The following is a 26,139-nucleotide window of genomic DNA, read 5'->3' on the forward strand; positions in this document are numbered from 1 at the left end:
CGACGCTTGTCAAGGGCGCCATGCTACCGCAACCTTTTGTCACGCGCGGACTCCGAGGACAGGCGCGCCAGCCGGCTGCCATGTTTACGCCATGTTACCGACCGGTCACCCGGTAACCGACCGTTGACACGTCGAAAAAGCCGTTTTGGTAAGATTGGCGCGGGTTCCGGCCCCGCCGACGCGTCCCTCGCCCGTCGCACAACCGCTTTTCCCATGCAACGACACGACCTGATTGCCTGCCACGAATGCGACGCACTGTTGCATAAACCGCACCTCGCGCACCGCGAAATCGCGCGCTGCCCGCGGTGCGACGCGCTGCTCTATCGCGACAGCACCACGCAGATCGAGCGAATCACCGCGCTTGCGGTCGCGGCGCTGGTCACGTTCGTCATCGCGCAGACGTTCCCGATTCTCGAAATGGACCTGAACGGCACCCGCGTGCAGACGACGCTGATCGGCGCGATCGACGCGCTGTGGCATCAGGACATGGAGATCGTCGGCGTGATCGTGTTCTGTTCGACCGTGCTCTTCCCGCTCGTCGAGATGGCCGCGCTGCTGTACGTGCTGCTGCCGATACGGCGTGGCGTCGTGCCGCCGGGCCTCAACTTCGTGCTGCGCACGATCCAGCTCGTGCGACCGTGGGGCATGATCGAGGTGTTCATGCTTGGCATCCTTGTAACGATCGTGAAGATGGTGAGTCTCGCAAAAGTCGTTCCCGACGCGGCGTTGTTCGCGTTCGGCGCACTCACGCTGATGACCGCCGTCGTGCTGATGTTCGATCCGCGCACGCTGTGGGACATGGCCGACGACCTGCGCGCCGGGCGCCCGCCCGCGCGGCCCGACAACACCGTGCCGCTGCCGGAAGCCCCCCGCCGATGACGATGCCGACCGCCGCCCGCGAGGGCTACGCCAGCTGTCACGCATGCGGGCTCGTGCAGACGATCGACCATCCGCACGCGCATTGCGCGCGCTGCGGCAGCACGCTTCACTTCCGCAAACCGAACAGCATCATGCGGACGTGGGCGCTGCTGATCGCGGCCGCGATCCTCTATATTCCCGCGAACCTGCTGCCGATCTTGCACACGTCGTCGATCGTCGGCTCGCAGGAAGACACGATCATGAGCGGCGTCATCTATTTCTGGACATCCGGCGACTGGCCGCTCGCGGTCGTCGTGTTCGTCGCCAGCATCCTCGTGCCGATGCTCAAGCTCGGCGTGCTGACGATCCTCGTCACCAGCGCGCAGCGGCGCGCCGCGTGGCGGCCGCTGCAGCGCACGCGCCTGTTCCGGATCGTCGAGCGGATCGGCCGCTGGTCGATGCTCGACATCTTCGTCGTGACGCTCACCGTCGCGCTCGTCCATTTCCGTTCGCTCGCCGTCATCACGGCCGGCCCCGGCGCGCTCGCGTTCGGCTCGGTCGTGATCCTGACGATGCTCGCGTCGATGCAGTTCGATCCCCGCCTGATCTGGGATCCAGTCGAAACCTCAGGGAAACACCATGAATAGTCCGCAAGGCCCGCAGCACGACGCGTCCCGGCCGCCCGAGCCGGCGATCTCGACGAAAAGCGGCTGGCTGCCGTCGCTCGTCTGGCTCGTGCCGCTGATCGCCGCGCTGATCGGCATCGGCCTCGTGATCAAGTCCGTGCGCGAGCGCGGCCCGGAAATCTCGATCAGCTTCCACAGCGCGGAAGGCCTCGAGCCGGGCAAGACGCAGGTCAAGTACAAGGACGTCGAGATCGGCATGGTCAAGACGATCAAGCTGTCGAAGGACCTGTCGCGCGTGCTCGTCCAGGTGCAACTGAAGAAGGAAGCCGAGGACTTCGCGGTCAAGGGCTCGCGCTTCTGGATCGTGCGTCCGCGCGTCGGCACGACCGGCGTGTCGGGGCTCAGCACGCTGCTGTCGGGCGCGTACATCGGCGTCGACGCCGGCCACGGGCAGGACTCGCAGAGCGACTTCACGGGCCTCGAAACCCCGCCGGCGGTGACCGGCGACCAGAAGGGCACGCAGTACGTGCTGCGCGGCGATTCGCTCGGCTCGGTCGACATCGGCTCGCCAATCTACTACCGCCGCGTGCAGGTCGGCCAGGTGGTCGGCTTCTCGCTCGACAAGGATGGCACGGGCGTCACGTTCAACGTGTTCGTCAATGCGCCGTACGACCAGTACGTCGGCGTGAACTCGCGCTGGTGGCAGGCAAGCGGCGTCGACCTGCGGCTCGATTCGAGCGGCCTGAAGCTGAACACGCAGTCGCTCGCGACGGTGATCCTCGGCGGCATTGCATTCCAGACGCCGCCGAACCAGAACAGCGGCGCGACGGCACCGAACAACACGACCTTCCGCCTCGGCTCCGACGAGGCCGACGCGATGCGCGATCCGGACGGCCAGCCGCTGCAGGTCGTGATGAACTTCAACCAGTCGCTGCGCGGGCTCGCGGTGGGCGCGCCGGTCGACTTCCGCGGCATCGTGCTCGGCGAAGTGACGAACATCGGCATCGACTTCGATCCGAAGACCAAGAACTTCCTGATGCCGGTGACGATGAACGTGTATCCGGAGCGGCTCGGCCCGCGCTTCCGCGAAACGATCGAGAGCAAGGGCGAACCGGCCCGCCGCGAGATCGTCGAGCGCCTCGTCAGGCACGGGCTGCGCGGCCAGCTGCGCACCGGCAACCTGCTGACGAGCCAGCTGTACGTCGCGCTCGACTTCTTCCCGAAGGCGCCGGCCGTGACGATCGACGCGGCACGCCAGCCGCTCGAGCTGCCGACCGTGCCGAACACGCTCGACGAGCTGCAGCTGCAGGTCGCCGACATCGCGAAGAAGCTCGACAAGGTGCCGTTCGACCAGATCGGCGCGAACCTGAACAGCGCGCTGTCGAACGCCGACAAGCTGTTCAAGCAGCTCGACACGCAGGTCGCGCCGGAAGCGCGCGACACGCTGTCGGCCGCGAAGCAGACCTTCTCGACCGCCGAGGCGACGCTGCAGCAGGATTCGCCGCTGCAGTCCGACGTGCGCGGCGCGCTGAAGGAGCTCACGCGCACGCTGCAATCGCTGAACGCGCTCGCCGACTATCTGGAGCGCCACCCCGAATCGCTGCTCAAGGGCAAGCCAGGAGACAAACAATGACGACACGCGTGAACGGTTTCGCGAGCGGCGCGGCGGCGGCCTTCGCCGCACTCGCGCTCGCCGCGTGCAGCTCGCCGCCCGCGCGGTTCTATACGCTGAGCCCGGCCGACGCCGCGGCACCCGTGCGCACCGCGCCCGCCAACCCGGCGTTCCTGATCGAGGTGCCGTCGGTCGGCGTGCCCGAACAGGTCGCGAAGAACCAGCTCGTCGTGCAGAAGAACGCCGCGCAGGTCGACGTGCTCGAGCAGGAACGCTGGGCCGCGCCGCCCGCCGACGAGATTCGCCGCGCGCTGTCCGACGATCTCGCCGCGCAGCTCGGCACGATCGACGTCGCGAATTCCGCGTACCCGGCCGGCGTGCCCGTCTATCGGATCAGCGTGAACGTGCAGCGCTTCGAGTCGTGGCCCGGCAAGCGTGCGGCGATCGATGCGGTGTGGAGCGTGCGCGTGCTCGGCACGCAGGCGGTGATGACGTGCCGCACGAGCGTCGCCGAACCGGTCGCCGACGGCTATGACGCACTCGTCGCCGGGCATCGGCGCGCGCTCGACGTGATCGCATCGCAGGCTGCGTCCGGCGTGCGCGCGATGGCCGCGCGGCGCGGTGCGACGGCGGCCTCGAGCGCGTCCGGCAAGGCAACGGCCGCCGCGCCCGTCGTGCCCTGCCCGGCCGATCCGACGCCAGGCGGCGACGCCGGCGCGACCGGCAAGTCCGGCGCATAAGCATGCGGCGCGCGGGCCGGCGTCCGGTGCATTCGCGCATGCGACCGCATTCGGCACGCGCCGCCCGGTAGCGATCATCGGCAGCGATCCGCGTGCGCGCGCCGACGCGTCCGCAAATCCGCCGCCCTCGCCGCTACGGCCGATGCTGCACGTCATTCATCGGCCGAACGGCGGCTTTGCACTGTTTGTCAAAATCCGCCGGAACCGGCACCACGCAACGCGGTCCGCTTGCGTTTTCGCGCCCGATTGACGATCCTACGCACTTTCCGGCTTGCGCCGCCTGTCGTGCGCGCCAGCCGGCGGCGATCCGCCCGTTGTGTCCGGTCCGATCGCCGCGTCTCCCGGGGCTCGCACGCGTGTCCGCGTGCACCGCATCGGGACAGCCGCATCGCGGGTCGCCGCGCATCGTCCGGCCACCCGACCAGCCTCACCGTTCTCCCCGGCGCCGCGCCGTGTTCCCGGCCGGCATCCCGAACCCGCCCGTCCAGGGCTTTCGCTATTCCGTTTATGTTTCGTTCCCTGACGACCCTGATCAAGAAGTGGCGCGCGTCGCGCAATGCGGGCCACCAGCTCGATGCGCTGCTCGCGCATGCCGACGCGGACGCGCCGTACGCCGAGCGCAGCGAATGGTTGATCGAGCTCGCGCACTGGCTGCGCCGCAGCGGCGCGATGCAGGCCGCGCACGACACGCCGGCCGAACGTGACGCCGACGCGCGCGCGTATCCGGCGCACGCGCGGTTGCGCTACCTGTTCCACGTGCTCGACCGCAATCCCGCGTGGAAATCGCACGCGGCGCGCATCCTGCGCGGGATCCTGCGCGAATGCGACGGCATCTCGCTGCTGTGCGACGCGGGGATGCCCGTGCATTCCGGTTTCTTCGGCGCGCTGTTCGAGCGCATCGACTCGTCGCTGATCCCGCCCGCGCCGAATCGCCGCGAGCTGACGGCGCTGTTCACGCTGATGTTCCCGACGCCGGAAGACGCGCAATGGATCGATGCGCTGCCCGACGACCTGCTCGCCCGCCTCGCCGACCTGATCTCGTTCGACGTCACCGACGAAGAACGCCACGAGCCCGGCTCGTTCTCGCGCGACCTGCTGGCCGCGCTGCACAACCTGACCTGCCAGATCAGCTCGACCGGCCTGTCGCAGACGGTGCGCAGCCGCCTGTCCGACGACGACGCGCGCAGGCCGCTCGAAACCCAGCCGTTCTACCGTCTCACGCGCGCGATGCTCGCGGTCGAGACCGCGCACGCGGCCGTCGAGGACGGCGGCGACCCCAGCAAGCTGCTGCACGAGGTGAACTATCTGCGCGTGCTGCTCGACGAATGCCGGATCGCGGTCGACGACGTGTTCGCGCACCTGTACCGCAACGGCGTGTCGGTCGACATCGTGTTCCAGGTCGAACGGATGCGCATGCGCATCCTGCGCGCGGAAATGCTGCTCAACGCGTGGATGGCACGCGACGACCTGCGCGGGATGGCGCGCCTCACGGCCGAGCTCGTCGACGCGAACCAGAACAGCCAGAGCGTGTCGCACCTCGTGCGCAGCAACTTCTCGCTGTTCGCGCGCAAGCTCGTCGAGACTAACGCGGACACGGGCGAGCACTACATCTCGCGCGGCCGTGCCGAGTACCTGAAGATGCTGCGGATGGCCGCGGGCGGCGGCCTCGTCACCGTCGCGACCGTGTGCGTGAAGTTCGCGATCACGGGCGCGCACCTGCAGTCGATGCTCGAAGGGCTGCTCGCGGGCGTGAACTACGCGGCGAGCTTCATGCTGATGCACTTCCTGCACTTCACGCTCGCGACCAAGCAGCCCGCGATGACCGCGCCGACGCTCGCGCGCGAACTCGACGAAACCGGTCACGAGGAAGGCGTGAAGACGTTCGTCGCGTCGGTGATCGCGCTGATCCGCACGCAGGCCGCGGCGATCTCCGGCAACGTGCTCGTCGTGCTGCCCGTGTGCCTGCTCGTGCAGCTGTTCGCGGGCAACCTGATGCACGCGAACCTGATCTCGCCGGAAAAGGCGCACGCGACCCTGCATTCGTTCTCGCTGCTGGGTCCCACGCCGTTCTATGCGGCGCTCACGGGCGTATTGCTGTGGGCGTCGAGCCTGCTCGCGGGCTGGGCCGACAACTGGTTCGTGCTGCACCGGGTCGGCGACGCGCTCACGTACAACCGCCGGCTGCGGCTCACGCTCGGCGCGTCGGGCGCCGCGAAACTCGCGCACTTCTGCCGCTCGAACGTCGCGGGCGTGGTCGCCAACGTCGGTCTCGGCCTGATGCTCGGCCTGATCCCGGCGATCGTCACCGTGTTCCTGTTCCCGTTCGAGGTGCGGCACGTGACATTGTCGGCCGGCTCGATCGGGATCGCGCTCGGCGTGCTCGGCAAGAACGCACTGGGCACGCCCGAGCTGTGGTGGGCCTGCGCCGGCGTGCTGAGCATGGCAATCCTCAACGTGCTCGTGAGCTTCGCGCTCGCGTTCACGATGGCCGTGCGCTCGCGCAGCCTGCGCCGCACCAAGGTGCGCGCGCTGGTCGGCGCGATCGTCCGCACGGTGCTGTCGAAGCCGTCCGCGCTGTTCTGGCCAGCCGGCACCCCGGCCGCGCGCGCCGGCCAGCCGGGCTCGCACTGACCGTTCGACGGCGGCGCGCCGCCCGGGCAGGCGCCGCCGCGTGGCCCGACGGGCCGGCCGTCACGACCGGTCCACCCGCGCCGGCGTCCCGAATCGGACGCAACGCCGGCCCCGGGCGCCGGCGCCGCGTACAATAGTGCACTTTTGCACGTCCTCACCCGCCTTATGTCCTCGCCCACCCTGTACGAATTCTTCGCTCCCTGCCCGCGCGGCCTCGAAGCGGCGCTTGCCGCCGAGCTGGCCGAAATCGCCGGCCGCCATCTGGACGGCGCGCCGTTCACCGCGGGCGCGCAGGTGCCGGGCGGTGTCCATTTCCGCGGCGGCTGGGCCGCCGGCATGGCCGCGAACCTCCATTCGCGGATCGCGAGCCGGATCCTGCTGAAGATCGCGCACCGCCCGTACCGCAACGAACAGGACGTCTACGCGCTCGCGCTCGAGCAGCCGTGGGAACGCTGGTTCGCGTCGACGCAGACGCTGCGCGTCGACATCACCGCGATCAAGTCGCCGCTGAAGAGCCTCGAGTTCGCGACGCTGCGCGTGAAGGACGCGATCTGCGACCGGATGCGCGACAAGACCGGCTCGCGGCCGAGCATCGACACCGGCGCGCCGGACGTGCGCGTGTTCGCGTTCCTGACGGCCACCGAGTGCACGCTGTACCTCGATACGTCGGGTGAGCCGCTGTTCAAGCGCGGCTGGCGCCTCGACAAGGGCGCGGCGCCGCTGCGCGAGAACCTCGCGGCCGGCATCCTGCGCCTGACGGGCTGGACGCCCGGCACGCCGCTGTACGACCCGATGTGCGGCAGCGGCACGTTCCTCGCGGAAGCCGCGCAGATCGCGCTCGGCGTCGCACCGGGCGTCGAGCGACGCTTCGGCTTCGAAAAGCTCAAGCAGTACGACATCACCGCATGGCAGGGCCTGAAGGTCCCGGCGCTCGACGCGAAGCGCGCGGCGCGCGGCAAGCGCGATTCGCTCGGCGTATACGGCAGCGACATCTCGGGCGACATGCTCGAGAAGGCGCGCGCGAACCTCGAGCGCGCGGGCGTGCCGTCGGTGTGGCTCAAGCAGGTCGACGCACGCGGAATGACGCCGCCGTGCGACGGCCCGGGCATCATCCTCGCGAACCCGCCGTACGGCGAGCGGATCGAGGTGCGCGGCCGCAGCGCGCGCGGCGAGGTGCGCGAGACGGGCCGCAACCGCGGCAACGACGACGCATTCCGTCGCACGCACACCGACGCGCCGGACAGCGAGTTCTTCAACGCGCTCGGCGACGCGCTCAAGCAGCGCTTCACGGGCTGGCAGGCGTTCCTGCTGACGTCGGACCGGTCGCTGCCGGGCCAGCTGCGGCTGCGCGAATCGGCGAAGACGCCGCTGTTCAACGGTGCGCTCGAATGCCGGCTGTTCCGCTTCGACCTGATCGCCGGCAGCGTGAAGGCACGCCCGGCCGCGCCGGAAGGCGACGCCTGACGCGCGAGACGGCCGCTGCGGCGGCCTGCTGACACCCAGACGACGCCCGGCCCGAGCCGGGCGTTTTGCTTTCCACCGCACCCGTGCGGGCGGCGCCCCGCGTGCCGCCCCGCCAACCGCGCACCGATGCGGCTCCGCACGGCCGTTGCGCCGCCACCGCCCCCTTTTGTCAGCACCGCCACGACTACTGACAGCACGCTGTCAGCAGCCCCCGATCACACTGCAATCCCGGCGCAATGCAAGGCTGGTTTCCCTCAAGAAGAACCCGAACAACAAGGAGCTCGTCATGACGTCCGCAACTGCAACTGCAACTGAAACCGCAATCCTGGAACGCGCGATCGCGTGGTTCGACATCCCGTCCCTCGACTTCGACCGGGCGATCCGTTTCTACGAAACCGTGCTGCAAACGACGCTGCAGCGCGAAGTCATCGGCGGCGTGCCGATGGCCGTGTTCGATCACGAAGCGTCGAGCACGGGCGGCAGCATCGTGTTCGATCCGCAGCAGATGAAGCCGAGCGCGAACGGCGTGCTCGTGTACCTGAACGCCGGCGAGTCGGTCGTGGCGGCGCTCGAACGCGCGAAGCGCGCGGGCGGCATCGTGCAGGGCTCGGTGGTCGAGCTGCCGAACAACTACGGCTATATCGGCTACCTGATCGATACCGAAGGCAACCGCGTCGGCCTGCACGCACCGAAATGCCACTGAGCGCGTCCACGCTCCGACAGGCGCGGCGCTATCATCGCGAAGTCCCCGTAGCCGTTGGAGTCGAGGTGCAGCCATGACGCGCCGTGCCGACCGCCTGTTCCAGATCGCCGAGCTGTTGCGCGGGCGGCGCCTCACGACCGCGCAGCAGCTCGCCGACTGGTTGTCGGTGTCGCCGCGCACGGTTTATCGCGACGTGCGCGACCTGCAACTGTCAGGGGTGCCGATCGAAGGCGAAGCCGGCATCGGCTACCGGCTGAACCGCAACGCCAGCCTGCCGCCGCTCACGTTCACGGCCGAGGAGCTCGCGGCGCTCGCGGCCGGCGCGCGGATGCTCGAGACCTGGGGCGGCGCGCGCTTCGCGGGCGGCGCGCGTTCGGCGCTCGCGAAGATCGCGTCGGCGATGCCCGCCGACAAGCGCACCGCGCTCGATCGCCTGCCGGTGTTCGCGCCGTCGTTCCACATCGACGAGACGTTCTGCGCGAAGGTCGACGCGATCCACCAGGCGGTCGACACGCGTCACATCGTCAGCTTCGACTACCGCGACCGGCTCGGCGCGCACACGAAGCGCCGCGTGTGGCCGCTCGGGCTCGTCTACTGGGGCGGACGCTGGACGATCGGCGCGTGGTGCGAGCTGCGCGACGACTTCCGCACCTTCGACATCGCGCGAATGGGCGACATCACCGTGCACGAGCAGTTTCCGGACATGGAAGGCCGGCGGATCGCCGACTACATGCGGATCGCGGAAGCGCCGATGCGCTGACACGCGCGGCGGCAGCCGGCCGCATGCCGCGCCGCCGCCATGCCGCCACGTCGCCATGCGCACGCCGGGGCATCCTCGCCCCGGCAACCATTGTCATTCCCCGAACACCACCGAGCGCTTCGGCCGCTCGTCGACGTGCAGCGAAAACACGTCGGCGCGCGCATAGTGCCCGACCACGTCGAAGTCGTAACGCGCACGCACGAGTTCGTCGGTATCGATGCGCGCGGTCACGAGCCCGGCCTCGCCGATCAACGGCTCCGTCAGCAGGTCGCCGAGCGGCCCGACGATCACGCTGCCACCGCGGATCAGCGGCCGCTCGGGATCCCAGCCCGGCACGTCGATGCCAAGCGCGCGCGGCGACGGCTGCACCTGGCAGGCGCTCACGACGAAGCAGCGCCCCTCGTGCGCGATGTGCCGCATCGAGCTTTGCCACAGGTCGCGCTCGTCGACGGTCGGCGCGCACCAGATCTGCACGCCTTTCGCATACATCGCGCAGCGCAGGAGCGGCATGTGGTTCTCCCAGCAGATCACGGCGCCCGCGCGGCCCGCGGCCGTGTCGACCACCGGCAGCGTCGAGCCGTCGCCCTGCCCCCAGATCAGCCGTTCGGTGCCGGTCGGCATCAGCTTGCGGTGCTTCGCGACGAGGCCGTCGCGCGGATCGAAGAACAGCGCCGTGCAGTACAGGGTGCTGCCGCCGCGCTCGATCACGCCGACCACGAGGCTCGCGCCGGTGCGCTGCGACAGCGCGGCCAGCTCGTCGGTTTCGGCGCCCGGCACGTCGATCGCCTGCGCGGCGTAGCGCGCATACGCGTCGCGGCCCTCGGGCAGCCGGTAGCCGAGCCGCGTGCCGAATATCTCGCCTTTCGGATAGCCGCCGAGCACGGCCTCGGGCAGCACGACGAGCGACGCGCCGCTGTCGCGGATCGCGGTTTCGTAGCCGAGGATCGTGTCGAGCGTGGCGCGCGTGCCGGCGGGCGATGCGCCGATCTGCAGCGCGGCGATGACTGAGGTGGACATTAAGGCGTCTCCGGTGTGTGGGATGACGCCATCTTTATCGATATCATTTCATCGATCAAATCGATACAACGATAACTGACATGAATGCGGATGATATCGCCGGGCTCGACCTGAACCTGCTGAAGGTGTTCGAGGCGCTGCACGAGGAAGGCGGCGCGAGCCGTGCGGCGCTGCGGCTCGGCCTCACGCAGTCGGCCGTCAGCGCGGCGCTCGCGCGGCTGCGCGTGATCTACGCCGATCCGCTGTTCGTGCGTACCGGCCGCGGGCTCGCGCCGACGCCGCGCGCGGACGAACTGAAGCCGATCCTGTCCGACGCGCTCGACCGCTGCCGTGCAAGCCTCGCGATCGCGGCCGACGGCGGCGAACGGGTCGGCCGCACGATCTCGATCGGGCTGTCGGACGACTTCGAGATCGCGCTCGGCCGCGCGCTGATCGACGCGGTCGCACGCGAAGCCGCGGGCATCCGGCTGATCTTCCGGCAGACGCACAGCAGCATCGCGGGCGACGCGCTGCTGCGGCACGGCGTCGATCTCGCGATCGCGTCGGGCGGGTTCTCGGCGAACGGGCTCAGCCGGCGCGCGCTCGCCACGGGCGGTTATGCGTGCCTGATCGATCCGGCCGGCCGCGCGCGCTCGCCCGCCACGCTCGCGCTCGCCGATTTCCTGCAGCGCGATCACTTGCTCGTATCGTCGGGCGGCGTGATCGGGATCGTCGACGAGGCGCTGGCCGCGCTCGGCCACAAGCGGCGCGTCGCGGCCTCGACCACGCATTTCGCGGCGCTGCCGTACCTGCTCGCCGGTTCCGACGCGGTGGCGACGATTCCGGCACACGCGGCCCGCGCGATCGCGCAAGCGACGTCCCTGCATGCGCTCGCGTGCCCGGTCGAGCTGCCACGCTACCCGGTGGAGATCGGCTGGCGCACGAGCACGCAGCGCGACCCGGCGATCGTGCGCGTGCGGGACACGATCGCCGCCTGCGTCGCGACGATCGTCGCGCCTTGAAAAACGGGGCGGGATTCAGCCGGTGTCGGCCGGACCTTCCGCGCCGCCGACGCGCGTCGCGGCGATCGGGAAGCCTCGCCGCCGCCGCAAGAGCGGCCGGGGTCGGATTCGTCTAACTTGACGGCCGGCAGCGTGCGGGCGCAACCGGTAAAATGCCGAACCATGAAACCCGAAATCTGGACCCCGCATGTGACCGTCGCGGCGCTCGTCGAGCGCGCCGGTCGCTTTCTCGTGATCGAGGAAGAAACCTCGACGGGCCTGCGTATCAATCAGCCGGCCGGCCATCTCGAAGCCGGCGAGACGCTCGCCGACGCCGTGATCCGCGAGACGCTCGAGGAAACCGCGCATCCGTTCGTCCCCGATGCCCTCGTCGGCGTCTATCTCGCGCACTACGACCGCCCCGGCAGCGCCGGCGCGACCTACCTGCGCTTCACGTTCTGCGGCAAGGCCGGCGAGCCGCTGCCGAACCACAGGCTCGACGACGGCATCGTCCGCACGCTGTGGATGAGCGCCGACGAACTGCGTGCGTGCAGCGAGCGCCACCGCTCGCCCGCGGTAATGCGCTGCGTCGACGACTATCTCGCCGGGCGGCGCATTCCGCTCGATTTCGTGCACACGCATTCGGTCGCGCCGCGCCCGGACGCATTCGACCGTCAGGCGGTAAACAAATGAGCAAGCGCCGTGTAGTGGTGGGCATGTCGGGCGGCGTCGATTCGTCGGTGACCGCGTGGCTGTTGAAGGAACAGGGGTACGACGTGGTCGGCCTGTTCATGAAGAACTGGGAAGACGACGACGACGGCGAATACTGCTCGACGCGCCAGGACTGGATCGACGTGGTGTCGGTGGCCGACCTGATCGGCATCGACGTGGAAGCCGTGAACTTCGCGGCCGAATACAAGGACCGCGTGTTCGCCGAATTCCTGCGCGAGTACTCGGCCGGCCGCACGCCGAACCCGGACGTGCTGTGCAACGCCGAGATCAAGTTCAAGGCGTTCCTCGACCACGCGATGTCACTCGACGCGGAAATGATCGCGACCGGCCACTACGCGCGCGTGCGCGAGCGCGACGGTCGCTTCGAGCTGCTGAAGGCATTCGATCACACGAAAGACCAGTCGTACTTCCTGCACCGCCTGAACCAGGCGCAACTGTCGAAGACGATGTTCCCGCTCGGCGAGATCCCGAAGACGAAGGTGCGCGAGATCGCCGCGCAGATCGGCCTGCCGAACGCGAAGAAGAAGGATTCGACCGGCATCTGCTTCATCGGCGAACGGCCGTTCCGCGACTTCCTGAACCGCTATCTTCCGACGAAGCCCGGCCCGATGAAGACGCCGGACGGCAAGGTGATCGGCGAGCACATCGGCCTCGCGTTCTACACGTTCGGCCAGCGCAAGGGCATCGGCCTCGGCGGCAGCAAGGACGGCAGCGGCGAGCCGTGGTTCGTCGCGGCGAAGGACATCGCGTCGAACACGCTGTACGTCGTGCAGGGCCACGACCATCCGTGGCTGCTGTCGCGCGAGCTCGTCGCCGGCAACGTGAGCTGGGTCGCGGGCGAGCCGCCGGCCGAAGGCTTCTCGTGCGGCGCGAAGACGCGCTACCGGCAGGCCGATGCGGCGTGCTCGTTCGGTCGGGCCGACGAAGGACGCTTCTCGCTCGCATTCGACGACGCGCAATGGGCGGTCACGCCCGGCCAGTCGGCCGTGCTGTACGACGGCGAGATCTGCCTCGGCGGCGGCATCATCGAGTCCGCGGCCACCGGCCAGACGGCGCCGGCATCGGCGGCAGCCCACGCGGGCACGCTCGCCGAAGCACGCTGACATCCATTCGGTTTAGACTTGCGGCACGCCGCGCCCGGCGGAACACGATTCCGCCGCGGCCGGTGCGCCGCCCTCGCAGCAAACGCATGGCGGCATTTCAAGATGCTTACGGAGCCCCCATGCTTTCACGACGCTACCTCGCGATGTGGTGTGCCGTGCTGCTGCTCGTTGCGGCGGCCGCACTCGCGTCGATCCACGTGCTTTCCTGGATGTGGATCATCATCCCCGTCGCCTTCGTCGCCGTCGGCCTGTACGACCTGAACCAGGACCGTCACGCGATCCTGCGCAACTACCCGCTCTGGGGCCATTTCCGCTTCCTGTTCGAGTTCATCCGCCCCGAGATCCGCCAGTATTTCGTCGAGGACGACACCGACGAGAAGCCGTTCTCGCGCGCGCAGCGCAGCCTCGTCTACCAGCGCGCGAAGAACGTCGCCGACAACCGCCCGTACGGCACCGAACTGAACGTGAAGGCCGTCGCGCACGAATGGATCAGCCACTCGCTCGCGCCGACGAAGCTGCCGAGCCACGACTTCCGCATCCGCGTCGGCGCGAACCGCGCGCAGCCATACGACATCTCGATCTTCAATATCTCGGCGATGAGCTTCGGCTCGCTGTCCGCGAACGCGATCCGCTCGCTGAACCTCGGCGCGAAGAAAGGCGGGTTCGCGCACGACACCGGCGAAGGCTCGCTGTCGAAGTACCACCGCGAGAACGGCGGCGACATCATCTGGGAGATCGCGTCCGGCTACTTCGGCTGCCGCAACGAAGACGGCACCTTCAACCCCGACAAGTTCGCGAAGCAGGCTGCCGATCCGCAGGTCAGGATGATCGAGATCAAGCTGTCGCAAGGCGCGAAACCCGGCCACGGCGGCGTGCTGCCGGCCGCGAAGATCACGCCCGAGATCGCCGAGACGCGCGGCGTGCCGATGGGCAAGGACTGCATCTCGCCCGCCACGCACTCGGAATTCTCGACGCCGCGCGGGCTGCTCGAATTCGTCGAGCGGCTGCGCACGCTGTCGGGCGGCAAGCCGACCGGCTTCAAGCTGTGCATCGGCCATCCGTGGGAATTCTTCGGGATCGCGAAGGCGATGATCGAGACGGGCATCGTGCCCGACTTCATCGTCGTCGACGGCGCGGAAGGCGGTACCGGCGCGGCGCCGCTCGAATTCACCGACCATGTCGGCGTGCCGCTGCAGGAAGGGCTGCTGCTGGTGCACAACACGCTCGTCGGGATCGGCGTGCGCGACCGCGTGAAGATCGGTGCGAGCGGCAAGATCATCACCGCGTTCGACATCGCGCGCACGCTCGCGATCGGCGCCGACTGGGTGAACTCGGCGCGCGGCTTCATGTTCGCGGTCGGCTGCATCCAAGCGCAGCACTGCCACACCGACCGGTGCCCGACCGGCGTCGCCACCCAGGACCCGGTGCGCCAGCGCGCCCTCGTCGTGCCCGACAAGGCTGAGCGCGTGTACAACTTCCATCGCAATACGCTGCATGCGCTGCAGGAACTCGTGCAGGCGGCCGGCCTCGGCCATCCGTCCGAGCTGCGCGCGCATCACATCGTGCAGCGGGTCGCGCCGCACGAAGTGCGGCTGATGTCGCAGTTGCTGAAGTACCTGAAGCCCGGCGCGCTGCTCGATGGCCGGACCTGCGGCTATTCGCTGTACGACAAGTGGTGGCCGATCGCGCGCAGCGATTCGTTCGTGCTGGGCGAAACCGTTTACACGTCGATCGAGTAACGGGCGATCGGTGCGACGGCCTCTCGACGGGGCGCTTTTCCTTTGCCTGCCCGATCCGCAATCGGCGGAGGGTCAGCCTTGCGGCAGCGTGTCGGTGAACGTCTGCCGCTGCGACAGCTTCACGTAATGCTTGTCGAGATTCGGATGGCGGTCGCGCCAGTTGAGTTCGGGCATCCGGAAGTCGAGGTAGCCGAGCGCGCAGCCGAGTGCGATGTCGGCGAGCGTGTAATGATTACCGACGCACCACGTCTTGCCGCCGAGGCCCTGCGACATCGCGACGAGGGCGTCGTCGATCTTGCGCTGCTGGCGCGCGATCCAGCTCGCGCTGCGCTGCGCTTCGTCACGCAGCGTGTGTTCGAGACGAATCGCCACGGCCGCGTCGAGCACGCCGTCGCCCAGCGCTTCCCAGCAACGCACTTCGACACGTTCGCGCCCAGACGGCGGAATCAGCTTGCCGACCGGCGACAGCGTATCGACGTATTCGCAGATCACGCGGGAATCGAACACCGCGGCACCATCCTCCATCACGAGACACGGGACCTTGCCGAGCGGATTCGATGCATGAATGTCCGTCTCCGGCGCCCACACGTTCTCGAGCTCCAGCTTGTAGTCGATCTTCTTTTCAGCAAGCACGATCCGCGCCTTTCGGACGTACGGGCTGCTGAGCGAACCGATTAATTTCATCATCTGCCTTTTTAAGGGAACCGCCGAGAGTATACGTTGTCGCCGATCATAACCGGCCGGCATGGCGCGGTAGAAAATCGCCCGCCCGGCCTGTGGATGGTTTGCAACAGCCGTCGCCGAGCCCCGTCCGGCGTGGCTTGCGGCCACAGCTCTCACGCGCCGCGTCCGGCGGCGCTACAATCGCACGATGAATGCGCCCCTCGATACCGCCATCGCCGTCGACGTCTACCGCCAGCGCCGCGAACGCGTGCTTGCCGCACTGCGCGCCGCGGGCGGCGGCGTCGCCATCGTCCCCACCGCGCCGGAAATGCTGCGCAACCGCGATACGGCCTTTCCGTACCGGCATGACAGCTACTTCCATTACCTGACGGGCTTCACCGAGCCGGATGCCGTGCTCGTGCTGAGCGCGGCCGGGTCGCACGGCGCGCCGGAATCGATCCTGTTCTGCCGCGCGAAGAATGCCGACCGCGAGATCTGGGAAGGTTTCCATTACGGGCCCGAGACCGCGCGCGATGCGTTCGGATTCGACGCGGCCTATGCGGTCGACGTGATCGACACCGAAATGCCGCGCCTGCTCGCCGATGCGGGCACCGTGCACTACCGGTTCGGCGCGTCGGCCGAGTTCGACCGCCAGCTCGCCGGCTGGATCGATGCGGTGCGCGCGCAGGCGCGCACGGGCGTCGCCGCGCCGGACGCGCTGCTCGACCTCACGCCGCTGCTCGACGACATGCGGCTCGTGAAGGACGAGCACGAACTCGCGATCATGATGCGTGCCGCACACATCTCCGCGCTCGCGCACCGTCGCGCGATGCAGGTGTGCCGCCCGGGCATCCGCGAATACGAACTCGAGGCCGAGCTGCTGTACACGTTCCGCAAGCATGGCGCACAGGCGCCCGCGTACGGCTCGATCGTGGCGGCCGGCGCGAACGCGTGCGTGCTGCACTACCCGGCCGGCAACGCGTCCGCGCAGGACGGCGACCTGATCCTGATCGATGCCGCGTGCGAACTCGACGGCTACGCGTCGGACATCACGCGCACGTTCCCGGCCAACGGACGCTTCTCGCCCGCGCAGCGCACGCTGTACGACATCGTGCTCGCCGCGCAGCAGGCCGCGATCGACGCGACGCGCGCGGGCGTGCCGTTCGAGGCGCCGCACGACGCGGCCGTGCGTGTGCTGGCGCAAGGGCTGCTCGATACCGGCATCATCCCGAAGACGCGCTTCTCGAGCGTCGACGACGTGATCGCCGAGCGTGCCTACGCACGCTTCTACATGCACCGTACCGGTCACTGGATCGGCATGGACGTGCACGATTGCGGCGACTACCGCGAGCGGCTCGCCGCGCGCGACGCCAACGGCGCGCTGCCGTGGCGCACGCTGAAATCCGGCATGACGCTCACCGTCGAGCCGGGCCTGTACGTGCGCGCCGCCGACGACGTACCGTCCGAATACTGGAACATCGGCATCCGCATCGAGGACGACGCGATCGTGCGCGAGCACGGTTGCGAGCTGATCACGCGCGACGTGCCGGTCGCGGCCGCAGAGATCGAGGCATTGATGCGCGCGGGTGCGGCACATGGCGCATGAGCGTGCCGCAGGCCGCCATCACCCTCGGCTGCCCCGCCGTTGAACCGCCGTTGACCGTTACCCCGTTTCACGAACACTGATGACGACCGCTTCCTCCCCGGCCACACCGGACTACGACCTCGCCATCGTCGGCGCGGGCCCCGTCGGGCTCGCGCTCGCCGGCTGGCTCGCACGACGCAGCGCGACGCAGCACGCGTCGATCGCGCTGATCGACGCGCGCGAGCCGGCCGCGAGCGCGAACGACCCGCGCGCGATCGCCGTGTCGCACGGCAGCCGCGTGCTGCTCGACACGCTCGGATGGCCGGCCGACGCGACACCGATCGAACACATCCACGTGTCGCAGCGCGGCCACTTCGGGCGCACGCTGATCGACCGCGACGAGCACGACCTCGCCGCGCTCGGCTACGTCGTGCGCTATGGCTCGATCGTCCAGGCACTCGCGCAGGCGGTGCGCGGCACACGCGTCGACTGGCTCACGTCGACCACCGCACGCGCGCCGCAACAGGACGCCGACGGCGTCGCGCTCACACTCGACGGCCCGCAAGGCGAGCGTACGCTGCGCGCGCGCATCGTCATCAACGCCGAAGGCGGGCTGTTCCACGAACAGCAGGCCGATACCGGCAAGCATCGCCGCGACTACGGCCAGACCGCAATCGTCGGCACGGTCACGGTCTCGGCGCCGCGCCCGAACGTCGCATGGGAACGCTTCACGCACGAAGGCCCGCTCGCGCTGCTGCCGCTCGGCGGCCCGCGCCAGGCCGAGTATTCGCTCGTGTGGTGCTGCACGCCCGACGAGGCGGCCCGCCGCGCCGCCCTTCCCGACGACGCGTTCCTGCGCGAACTCGGCGCTGCATTCGGCGAGCGGATGGGCCAGTTCGTCGCGATCGCGGGGCGCGCATCGTTCCCGCTCGGGCTGAACGCGGCGCAAACCCTCGTCAACGGGCGCATCGCGATCGTCGGCAACGCCGCCCAAACGCTGCACCCGGTCGCCGGCCAGGGGCTCAACCTCGGGCTGCGCGATGCGCACACGCTCGTCGACGCGCTGTCCACGCAGGGCTTCGAAGCGACCGCGCTCGCAACCTTCAACGCGCGGCGCGCGCTCGACCGGCGCTTCACGATCGGCGCAACCGACACGCTCGCGCGCCTGTTCACGGTCGACGCCGGCCCCCTTCCGCTGCTGCGCGGCGCGGCGCTCACCGCGCTCGAATTCGTGCCACCGCTCAAGAAGGCGATCGCGCGCCAGATGATGTTCGGCCAGCGCAACTGACGCGGGGCGCACCGCGCGTTGCGCGCCGTCAGGCCGCGCAAACCGGGTCAAATCGGCGGGGCATGGGAATACGGTAAAATACACGTTTTCCCTCCGCCCTTTTTTGCCCGCGACGCCCGGCGCTCGCGGGCGGTGCCATTGCGATGCCCGTTATCGGCTCTCACGTATTGCGTAACAACCTGTTCGTCGCCCCGATGGCCGGCGTGACGGATCGCCCGTTCCGCCAGCTGTGCAAGCGGCTGGGCGCCGGGTACGCCGTGTCCGAGATGGTCGCGTCCAATGCGCAGCTGTGGAAGAGCGCGAAGACGATGCGGCGGGCGAACCACGAAGGCGAAGTCGAGCCGATCGCGGTGCAGATCGCCGGCGCCGATCCGGCGATGATGGCCGAAGCGGCCCGCTACAACGTCGACAACGGCGCGCAGATCATCGACATCAACATGGGCTGCCCGGCGAAGAAGGTCTGCAACGTCGCGGCCGGCTCCGCGCTGCTGCAGAACGAGCCGCTCGTGCAGCGGATCGTCGAGGCCGTCGTCGCGGCGGTCGGCACGGGGCCGGATGCGGTGCCCGTCACGCTGAAGATCCGCACCGGCTGGGATCGCGAGCACAAGAACGCGATCACGGTCGCGCGCCTCGCCGAAGCGGCCGGCATATCGATGCTGACCGTGCACGGCCGCACGCGCGCCGACCTCTACCGCGGCGACGCGGAATATGACACGATCGCGGCCGTGAAGGCGGCCGTGCGCATCCCGGTCGTCGCGAACGGCGACATCACGTCGCCGGCAAAAGCGAAGGCCGTGCTCGACGCAACCGGCGCCGACGCACTGATGATCGGTCGCGCCGCGCAAGGCCGGCCGTGGCTGTTCCGTGAAATCGATCATTTCCTGCAAACCGGCGAGCTGCTGCCCCCGCCGCTGATCGACGAGATCCAGCACGTGATGAACGAACACCTGGAAGACCACTACGCGTTCTACGGTGAATTCACGGGCGTCCGTACTGCGCGCAAGCACATCGGCTGGTACACTCGCGGCCTTTCCGGTGCCAACGGGTTCCGGCACAGGATGAACACGCTCGATTCCACCCGCGAGCAGCTCGCCGCCGTCAATGCATTCTTCGAGGCGCAAAAGGCGCTGTCGGACCACCTCGTCTACGTCGATGACGAAGAGGAAAACGGCCAGGGCGAGTCGGACGACCATAACCAGTTAGCAGCATGAGCAAGCACAACATCGAACAATGTGTCCGCGAGAGCCTGGACGTGTATTTCCGGGATCTAGACGGCTCCAATCCGCACGACGTCTATGAAATGGTGATGTCCTGCGTCGAAAAGCCGATGCTCGAGGTCGTGCTCGTACAGGCCGGCGGCAACCAGTCGCTCGCCGCGGAGTACCTCGGCATCAATCGCAATACGCTGCGCAAGAAGCTGCAGCAGCACGGCCTGCTGTAGGCGGCCGTCCCGTCCCCGTTTCCCTGGCTATTGGTGGTTCCATCATGATCAAGCAAGCGCTCATTTCCGTTTCCGACAAGACCGGCATCGTCGACTTCGCGAAGTCGCTGTCCGACCTCGGCGTCAAGCTGCTGTCGACCGGCGGCACCGCGAAACTCCTCGCCGACGCGGGCCTGCCCGTGACAGAAGTGGCTGACTACACGGGCTTCCCGGAAATGCTCGATGGGCGCGTGAAGACGCTCCACCCGAAGGTGCACGGCGGCATCCTCGCCCGCCGCGACTTGCCCGAGCACATGCAGGCGCTGGAGCAGCACGGCATCCCGACGATCGACCTGCTGGTCGTGAACCTGTATCCGTTCGTCGCGACGATCGCGAAGGACGACTGCACGCTCGCCGACGCGATCGAGAACATCGATATCGGCGGCCCGACGATGCTGCGCTCGGCCGCGAAGAACCACCGTGACGTGACGGTCGTCGTCGACCCGGCCGACTACGCGGTCGTGCTCGACGAAATGAAGGCGAACGGCAACGCGATCGGCTATGCGACGAACTTCCGCCTCGCGACGAAGGTGTTCGCGCACACCGCGCAATACGACGGCGCGATCACGAACTACCTGACGAGCCTGACCGACGAGCTGCAGCACGCATCGCGCAGCGCGTACCCCGCCACGCTGAACATGGCGTTCGACAAGGTGCAGGACCTGCGCTACGGCGAGAACCCGCACCAGAGCGCCGCGTTCTACCGCGACTTCGCGGCGCCGGCCGGCGCACTGGCGAACTACCGCCAGCTGCAGGGCAAGGAACTGTCGTACAACAACATCGCGGATTCGGACGCGGCGTGGGAATGCGTGAAGACGTTCGACGCGCCGGCCTGCGTGATCATCAAGCATGCGAACCCGTGCGGCGTCGCGGTCGGCAACGACTCGACCGACGCGTACGCGAAGGCATTCCAGACCGACCCGACGTCGGCGTTCGGCGGCATCATCGCGTTCAACCGCGAAGTCGACGAGACGGCCGCGCAGGCGGTGGCGAAGCAGTTCGTCGAAGTGCTGATCGCGCCATCGTTCACGGACGCCGCGAAGCAGGTGTTCGCCGCGAAGCAGAACGTTCGCCTGCTCGAGATCGCGCTGGGCGACGGCCATAACGCCTTCGACCTGAAGCGCGTGGGCGGCGGCCTGCTCGTGCAGTCGCTCGATTCGAAGAACGTGCAGCCGAGCGAGCTGCGCGTCGTGACGAAGCGCCAGCCGACCGCGAAGGAAATGGACGACCTGCTGTTCGCATGGCGCGTCGCGAAGTACGTGAAGTCGAACGCGATCGTGTTCTGCGGCAACGGCATGACGCTCGGCGTCGGCGCAGGCCAGATGAGCCGCGTCGATTCGGCACGCATCGCGAGCATCAAGGCGCAGAACGCGGGCCTCACGCTGGCCGGTTCGGCCGTCGCGTCGGATGCGTTCTTCCCGTTCCGCGACGGTCTCGACGTCGTCGTGGCGGCAGGCGCGACCTGCGTGATCCAGCCGGGCGGCTCGATGCGCGACGACGAAGTGATCGCGGCGGCCGACGAGCACGGCATCGCGATGATCCTGACGGGCGTGCGTCACTTCCGTCACTGATCGCACGCGGCCCGCGCGGCCGCTGCACGCAAACCCGGCGGCATCATACCCGCCGGGTTTTTTATTGCGCGGCGCCGGCACACGCATCCGTGCGGCCGGCGCCACGCACCATTCGTTGTAGTATCGCTGCATCAGGTTTTTCTCCTCACTCATGCGAATTCTCGGCATCGACCCCGGCCTGCGCGTCACCGGCTTCGGCGTCATCGACGTCAGCGGCCACCGGCTCGCCTATGTCGCGAGCGGCGTGATCCGCACGCCCACGGCCGACCTGGCCACCCGGCTCGGCACGATCTTCCAGGGTGTATCGACGCTCGTGCGCGAACACGCGCCCGACCAGGCCGCGATCGAACAGGTGTTCGTCAACGTGAACCCGCAGTCGACGCTGCTGCTCGGCCAGGCGCGCGGCGCCGCGATCTGCGGGCTCGTCTCCGGTGGCCTGCCAGTGGCCGAATACACCGCGCTGCAACTGAAGCAGGCCGTCGTCGGTTACGGCCGCGCGACCAAGTCGCAGATGCAGGAGATGGTCACGCGGCTGCTCAACCTGACCGGCCAGCCCGGCAGCGACGCGGCCGACGCGCTCGGGATGGCGATCTGCCATGCGCACAGCGGCAATACGCTCGGCACGATCGGCGGCCTCGCGCCGGCGCTCGCGAAAAAGGGGCTGCGCGTGCGGCGAGGACGGCTCGTCGGCTGACGCGACGGCACGCATTCCTTCGGCGCGGCGCACGACCACCCGCATCGCACGCATTGCGCCTGCCACCGCCCTGCCTGCCCTGCCCGCCTGATCGCCCCGCGTCGCGCACGCGCCGCGCGTCGCCCCGACCTGACGGCCAACCCATCGGCATCGCGCCGCACCTGCGCTACACTCGCGCTTTCCTCCTCGCATCCCGCCATCCATGATCGGTCGCATCGCCGGCATCCTGCTCGAAAAGAATCCGCCTCACCTGCTCGTCGACTGCAACGGCGTCGGCTACGAAATCGACGTGCCGATGAGCACCTTCTACAACCTGCCGCAAACGGGCGAGCGCGTCGTGCTGCTCACGCAGCAGATCGTGCGCGAGGACGCGCACCTGCTGTACGGCTTCCTGACGCCGCAGGAGCGCACGACCTTCCGCGAACTGCTGAAGATCACCGGCATCGGCGCGCGCATGGCGCTGGCCGTGCTGTCCGGCATGAGCGTTCAGGAGCTCGCGCAGGCGGTGACGATGCAGGACGCCGCACGTCTCACCCGCCTGCCCGGCATCGGCAAGAAGACCGCCGAGCGCCTGCTGCTGGAGTTGAAGGGCAAGCTCGGCGCGGACCTCGGTGCGCTCGCCGGCGCCGCGTCGCCGTCCGACCACGCGACCGACATCCTCAACGCGCTGCTCGCGCTCGGCTACTCGGAAAAGGAAGGCCTCGCCGCGATCAAGAACGTGCCGGCCGGCACCGGTGTGTCCGAGGGCATCAAGCTCGCGCTCAAGGCACTGTCGAAGGTATAACGCCCGCCCGAACGGCGTGTCGGAGCCAGTGTCGCGCCGCCGTGCGGCGCGCACCAGTCGGCCGTTCGGCCAGTTCGGCCAGTTCGGCCACGTGACGGCGCGCGGTACAATGGCCGCATGATTGAAACCGACAAACTCGCCGCCGAGCGGATCATCGCCGCCACGCCCGCCTCGTCGCACGAGGAGGTGTTCGAACGCGCGCTGCGGCCGCGCCAGCTCGACGACTACGTCGGCCAGGAAAAGGTGCGCGGCCAGCTCGAGATCTTCATCGAGGCCGCGAAGCGCCGCGCCGAGCCGCTCGACCACGTGCTGCTGTTCGGACCGCCGGGCCTCGGCAAGACCACCCTCGCGCACATCATCGCGCGCGAGATGGGCGTAAACCTGCGCCAGACGTCGGGCCCCGTGCTCGAACGCGCGGGCGACCTCGCCGCGCTGCTGACCAACCTCGAAGCGAACGACGTGCTGTTCATCGACGAGATCCACCGGCTGTCGCCGGTCGTCGAGGAAATCCTGTACCCGGCGCTCGAGGATTACCAGATCGACATCATGATCGGCGAAGGGCCGGCCGCGCGCAGCGTGAAGCTCGACCTGCAGCCGTTCACGCTGGTCGGCGCGACCACGCGCGCGGGGATGCTGACCAACCCGCTGCGCGATCGCTTCGGAATCGTCTCGCGCCTCGAGTTCTACGATGCCGATCAACTGTCGCGCATCGTGCGCCGTTCGGCGTCGCTGCTGAACGCGCAGATCGATCCGAACGGCGCGCTGGAGATCGCGAAGCGCTCGCGCGGCACGCCGCGGATCGCGAACCGGCTGCTGCGCCGCGTGCGCGACTATGCGGAAGTGAAGGCCGACGGCCAGATCACCGCGGCCGTCGCCGACGCCGCGCTCGCGATGCTCGACGTCGATCCGGTCGGCTTCGACCTGATGGACCGCAAGCTGCTCGAGGCGATCCTGCACAAGTTCGACGGCGGCCCGGTCGGCATCGACAACCTCGCGGCGGCGATCGGCGAGGAGCGCGACACGATCGAGGACGTGCTCGAACCGTACCTGATCCAGCAGGGCTTCCTGCAGCGCACGCCGCGCGGGCGCATAGCGACGCTGCTCACGTACCGCCACTTCGGGCTCTCCGCGCCCGATGCCGGCAACGCCGAACGCGGGACGTGGGATACCCTCGACGGGAAGTAACCCGCTGCCCGCGCCAAGCCAGCCATGACCACGCCGCCCAGCCGCCACCCCACCGCCCCCGCACCGGGCCCGCGCTGGGTCGAACCGATCCGCAAGCGGCTCGTGGCCGGCATCACGCACCTGACAACGGGCGGTGGCGGTCCGTCGATCGATCTCTCGTCGCCGCCTGGAGACCCGGGGCTGTTCGGCCCCGACGCCATCTGCTGGCGCGTGCATGCCGATTTCACGTCGATGATGACGGGCGGCATTGCCGCGCTGCTGCTGCAGGCGCTCCATCCGCTCGCGCTCGCGGGCGTCTGGGATCACTCGTCGTTTCGCACCGACATCCTCGGCCGCTTGCGACGCACCGCCACGTTCATCACGGGCACGACGTTCGGCAGCCGCGCGGACGCACTCGCACTGATCGAACGCGTGAAAACGATCCACGCGCGCATATCGGGTACCGCGCCCGACGGCCGGCCGTACCGAGCCGACGATCCGGCGTTGCTGACCTGGGTGCATGTCGCGGAAGTATCGAGCTTTCTCACCGCGCATTTGCGCTATGTGAATCCGTCGCTGTCGGGCGAGCTGCAGGACAGCTACTACGCTGAAACGGCATTGATCGCCGAGTTGCTCGGCGCCCGGGATGTGCCCCGTTCACGTGCCGAGGTAGCGGCCTATTTCGCGCGCATGCAACCCGAACTCGAAGCCGGGCCGCACACCTTCGACGTCATGCAGATCCTGCTGAATGTGCCGGTTGCGACACCCGCGCTGCGGCCGGCCGCGTCGCTGATCATGCATGCCGGCATCGACCTGCTGCCGCCCTGGGCGCAGCGCAGGCTCGGCGTGTCGACGTTCGCGCCGCTGCGACGCGCGGTGGTCCGGCCCGGTGTCCGGGCAGTCGCCCCCGTGCTGCGCTGGGCGCTCGTCAACGGCGCGTCGAAACGCGCACGCCGCCGTGCAACCGCGACACCGCCCGACGGCACCCCGCCCTCTTGACGGTTCCTCAGATTATTTCGATTTTCGGCCAACCGCGTCCACGAACCCGGTGATCGACGGCAAGACGGGCGCCGATCTCGGCCGCGCCGATTTGATCAACGGCGGGAAGAAGTACAGCAAGGGGGGGAATTCGACAAGCTGCGCCAGCCGATCACGGCCGACAAGCCCGGCAAGATCGCGTACGCGCTCGACTACAAGACACGCCACGCACTGCCGCAGCAAGCCTGACGCAGAAGAGGCGCCGCCCGGTGACACCGTGCGGAACCGGTACGAACGGCTCAGAGTACCTTGCGATACCCGTCATCGTCGTCGCTCGCGGCATCCAGATGCGACACGTCGGCCCATTGCACGACCTGCGCGCGGCCATCGACGTAATCGACGACGTTGATGCTCGTGTTGAGCAGCTGATAGCTGCGCGGCGCCGACAGATCAAGGCCGTTTGCAAAGCGGTACACGCAGTCGAGCACGCCGCCGTGCGCGACACACGCGATCCGGCCGCCCGGATGCGCGGCGACGATCGGCTCGAGCGCATGCAGCACGCGATGATAGAACTCGCGTTGCGACTCGCCACCGTCGGGCGCGAAGCCCGGGTCGCGCGTCTGCCACGCGGCGTAAGCGTCCGGAAACAGCGTCTCGATCTCGGTGCTGTCATGCCCCTGGAACACGCCGTACGCGCGTTCGCGCAGCCCTTCGCGCAACCGCAGCGGCAGCCCGAGCGCATCGGCAAAGGGTTGCGCGGTTTGTTGCGCGCGCATCAGGTCGCTCGAATAGAGCGCGTCGATCCGCTGTCCTTCGCGCGCTTCCCGCGCAAACCGGACGGCCAGCCGCTGCGCCTGCGCGAGCCCCGTGTCGGCCAGCGGAATGTCGATATGGCCCTGGATGCGCTTGATGCGGTTCCAGGCCGTCTCGCCATGGCGAATGAAGAGAATCTGCGTGGTGGCCATCG

Annotated in this window: 24 protein-coding genes and 1 pseudogene; 22 read left to right on the forward strand and 3 right to left on the reverse strand. The window is 68.7% G+C overall.

Annotated elements, in window-relative coordinates:
* The first annotated feature begins 213 nt into the window (after positions 1–213).
* The 8 genes from DIE23_RS01775 to DIE23_RS01815 all read left to right on the forward strand — a co-directional run bounded on the left by DIE23_RS01775 (position 214) and on the right by DIE23_RS01815 (position 9,394).
* Positions 214–879: a paraquat-inducible protein A gene (locus tag DIE23_RS01775; protein WP_124610535.1), complete on the forward strand. Its 666-nt coding sequence runs from the start codon at positions 214–216 to the stop codon at positions 877–879.
* Positions 876–1,505 carry a paraquat-inducible protein A gene (locus DIE23_RS01780; RefSeq protein WP_124610536.1) on the forward strand — a complete coding sequence of 210 codons (630 nt, stop codon included), beginning with the start codon at positions 876–878 and terminating at the stop codon, positions 1,503–1,505. Before DIE23_RS01775 ends, DIE23_RS01780 begins: the two co-directional genes overlap by 4 nt.
* A complete protein-coding gene (locus DIE23_RS01785) occupies positions 1,498–3,117 on the forward strand; it encodes an intermembrane transport protein PqiB (RefSeq protein ID WP_124610537.1) in 1,620 nt (539 codons plus the stop codon). Before DIE23_RS01780 ends, DIE23_RS01785 begins: the two co-directional genes overlap by 8 nt.
* Positions 3,114–3,836 carry a membrane integrity-associated transporter subunit PqiC gene (locus DIE23_RS01790; protein ID WP_124610538.1) on the forward strand — a complete coding sequence of 241 codons (723 nt, stop codon included), beginning with the start codon at positions 3,114–3,116 and terminating at the stop codon, positions 3,834–3,836. The genes DIE23_RS01785 and DIE23_RS01790 overlap by 4 nt, the downstream gene beginning before the upstream one ends.
* Positions 3,837–4,343: 507 nt before the next feature.
* Positions 4,344–6,467 (forward strand): site-specific recombinase, encoded by a 2,124-nt coding sequence (locus DIE23_RS01800; protein WP_124610540.1) that lies wholly within the window; start codon positions 4,344–4,346, stop codon positions 6,465–6,467.
* A gap of 165 nt (positions 6,468–6,632) precedes the next feature.
* A complete protein-coding gene (locus DIE23_RS01805; RefSeq protein WP_124610541.1) occupies positions 6,633–7,931 on the forward strand; it encodes a class I SAM-dependent RNA methyltransferase in 1,299 nt (432 codons plus the stop codon).
* Between the two features lie 286 nt (positions 7,932–8,217).
* Positions 8,218–8,634, forward strand: coding sequence for a VOC family protein (locus DIE23_RS01810; protein ID WP_124610542.1), 417 nt, complete (start codon positions 8,218–8,220; stop codon positions 8,632–8,634).
* A 73-nt stretch (positions 8,635–8,707) separates the two neighbouring features.
* Positions 8,708–9,394 carry a YafY family protein gene (locus tag DIE23_RS01815; protein ID WP_124610543.1) on the forward strand — a complete coding sequence of 229 codons (687 nt, stop codon included), beginning with the start codon at positions 8,708–8,710 and terminating at the stop codon, positions 9,392–9,394.
* Positions 9,395–9,487: 93 nt separating this feature from the next.
* Here the strand turns inward: DIE23_RS01815 and DIE23_RS01820 are convergent, their stop codons facing one another.
* Positions 9,488–10,411 carry a carbon-nitrogen hydrolase family protein gene (locus DIE23_RS01820; protein WP_124610544.1) on the reverse strand — a complete coding sequence of 308 codons (924 nt, stop codon included), beginning with the start codon at positions 10,409–10,411 and terminating at the stop codon, positions 9,488–9,490.
* Positions 10,412–10,491: 80 nt separating this feature from the next.
* Between DIE23_RS01820 and DIE23_RS01825 the strand changes: the two genes are divergently transcribed.
* The 4 genes from DIE23_RS01825 (at position 10,492) to DIE23_RS01840 (ending at position 14,965) form a co-directional block, all read left to right on the forward strand.
* The gene (locus DIE23_RS01825; protein WP_124610545.1) at positions 10,492–11,412 is read left to right on the forward strand and encodes a LysR family transcriptional regulator; all 921 of its coding nucleotides are present in this window, start codon (positions 10,492–10,494) and stop codon (positions 11,410–11,412) included.
* A 162-nt stretch (positions 11,413–11,574) separates the two neighbouring features.
* Positions 11,575–12,084 carry an NUDIX hydrolase gene (locus tag DIE23_RS01830; protein ID WP_124610546.1) on the forward strand — a complete coding sequence of 170 codons (510 nt, stop codon included), beginning with the start codon at positions 11,575–11,577 and terminating at the stop codon, positions 12,082–12,084.
* The gene (mnmA, locus tag DIE23_RS01835; protein ID WP_124610547.1) at positions 12,081–13,226 is read left to right on the forward strand and encodes a tRNA 2-thiouridine(34) synthase MnmA; all 1,146 of its coding nucleotides are present in this window, start codon (positions 12,081–12,083) and stop codon (positions 13,224–13,226) included. The genes DIE23_RS01830 and mnmA overlap by 4 nt, the downstream gene beginning before the upstream one ends.
* A 119-nt stretch (positions 13,227–13,345) precedes the next feature.
* The gene (locus DIE23_RS01840) at positions 13,346–14,965 is read left to right on the forward strand and encodes an FMN-binding glutamate synthase family protein (protein ID WP_124610548.1); all 1,620 of its coding nucleotides are present in this window, start codon (positions 13,346–13,348) and stop codon (positions 14,963–14,965) included.
* A 72-nt stretch (positions 14,966–15,037) separates the two neighbouring features.
* Here DIE23_RS01840 and DIE23_RS01845 read toward each other — a convergent pair whose 3' ends face one another.
* Positions 15,038–15,649, reverse strand: coding sequence for a glutathione S-transferase family protein (locus DIE23_RS01845; protein ID WP_124610666.1), 612 nt, complete (start codon positions 15,647–15,649; stop codon positions 15,038–15,040).
* A 187-nt stretch (positions 15,650–15,836) separates the two neighbouring features.
* On the opposite strand from DIE23_RS01845, the gene DIE23_RS01850 reads away from it, so the two are divergent.
* The 10 genes and pseudogenes from DIE23_RS01850 to DIE23_RS01895 all read left to right on the forward strand — a co-directional run.
* Positions 15,837–17,234, forward strand: coding sequence for an aminopeptidase P N-terminal domain-containing protein (locus DIE23_RS01850; protein ID WP_124610549.1), 1,398 nt, complete (start codon positions 15,837–15,839; stop codon positions 17,232–17,234).
* Positions 17,235–17,313: 79 nt separating this feature from the next.
* On the forward strand, positions 17,314–18,501 hold the full coding sequence (locus tag DIE23_RS01855; protein WP_124610550.1) for a UbiH/UbiF/VisC/COQ6 family ubiquinone biosynthesis hydroxylase: 1,188 nt from the start codon (positions 17,314–17,316) through the stop codon (positions 18,499–18,501).
* Between the two features lie 143 nt (positions 18,502–18,644).
* Positions 18,645–19,712 (forward strand): tRNA dihydrouridine synthase DusB, encoded by a 1,068-nt coding sequence (dusB, locus tag DIE23_RS01860; RefSeq protein ID WP_124610551.1) that lies wholly within the window; start codon positions 18,645–18,647, stop codon positions 19,710–19,712.
* A complete protein-coding gene (locus DIE23_RS01865; RefSeq protein WP_006476892.1) occupies positions 19,709–19,942 on the forward strand; it encodes a Fis family transcriptional regulator in 234 nt (77 codons plus the stop codon). The genes dusB and DIE23_RS01865 overlap by 4 nt, the downstream gene beginning before the upstream one ends.
* A 44-nt stretch (positions 19,943–19,986) precedes the next feature.
* Complete coding sequence (gene purH, locus DIE23_RS01870) at positions 19,987–21,552, forward strand: bifunctional phosphoribosylaminoimidazolecarboxamide formyltransferase/IMP cyclohydrolase (RefSeq protein WP_124610552.1); 1,566 nt, start codon at positions 19,987–19,989, stop codon at positions 21,550–21,552.
* A gap of 151 nt (positions 21,553–21,703) precedes the next feature.
* Positions 21,704–22,246, forward strand: coding sequence for a crossover junction endodeoxyribonuclease RuvC (gene ruvC, locus DIE23_RS01875; RefSeq protein WP_124610553.1), 543 nt, complete (start codon positions 21,704–21,706; stop codon positions 22,244–22,246).
* A 202-nt stretch (positions 22,247–22,448) separates the two neighbouring features.
* Positions 22,449–23,030, forward strand: coding sequence for a Holliday junction branch migration protein RuvA (gene ruvA / locus DIE23_RS01880; RefSeq protein ID WP_014898064.1), 582 nt, complete (start codon positions 22,449–22,451; stop codon positions 23,028–23,030).
* Positions 23,031–23,147: 117 nt separating this feature from the next.
* Positions 23,148–24,215 (forward strand): Holliday junction branch migration DNA helicase RuvB, encoded by a 1,068-nt coding sequence (gene ruvB, locus DIE23_RS01885; RefSeq protein ID WP_124610554.1) that lies wholly within the window; start codon positions 23,148–23,150, stop codon positions 24,213–24,215.
* 24 nt (positions 24,216–24,239) lie between these two features.
* Positions 24,240–25,193, forward strand: coding sequence for an oxygenase MpaB family protein (locus tag DIE23_RS01890; protein ID WP_124610555.1), 954 nt, complete (start codon positions 24,240–24,242; stop codon positions 25,191–25,193).
* 25 nt (positions 25,194–25,218) lie between these two features.
* Positions 25,219–25,421: pseudogene (locus tag DIE23_RS01895) on the forward strand (chromosome partitioning protein ParB); the annotation flags it as partial.
* 50 nt (positions 25,422–25,471) lie between these two features.
* Here DIE23_RS01895 and DIE23_RS01900 read toward each other — a convergent pair.
* Positions 25,472–26,137, reverse strand: a complete 666-nt coding sequence (locus DIE23_RS01900; protein ID WP_124610556.1) for a histidine phosphatase family protein — start codon at positions 26,135–26,137, stop codon at positions 25,472–25,474.
* Positions 26,138–26,139: the final 2 nt, after the last annotated feature.

The organism is Burkholderia sp. Bp9143 (genome assembly GCF_003853645.1).
Taxonomy (GTDB): domain Bacteria; phylum Pseudomonadota; class Gammaproteobacteria; order Burkholderiales; family Burkholderiaceae; genus Burkholderia.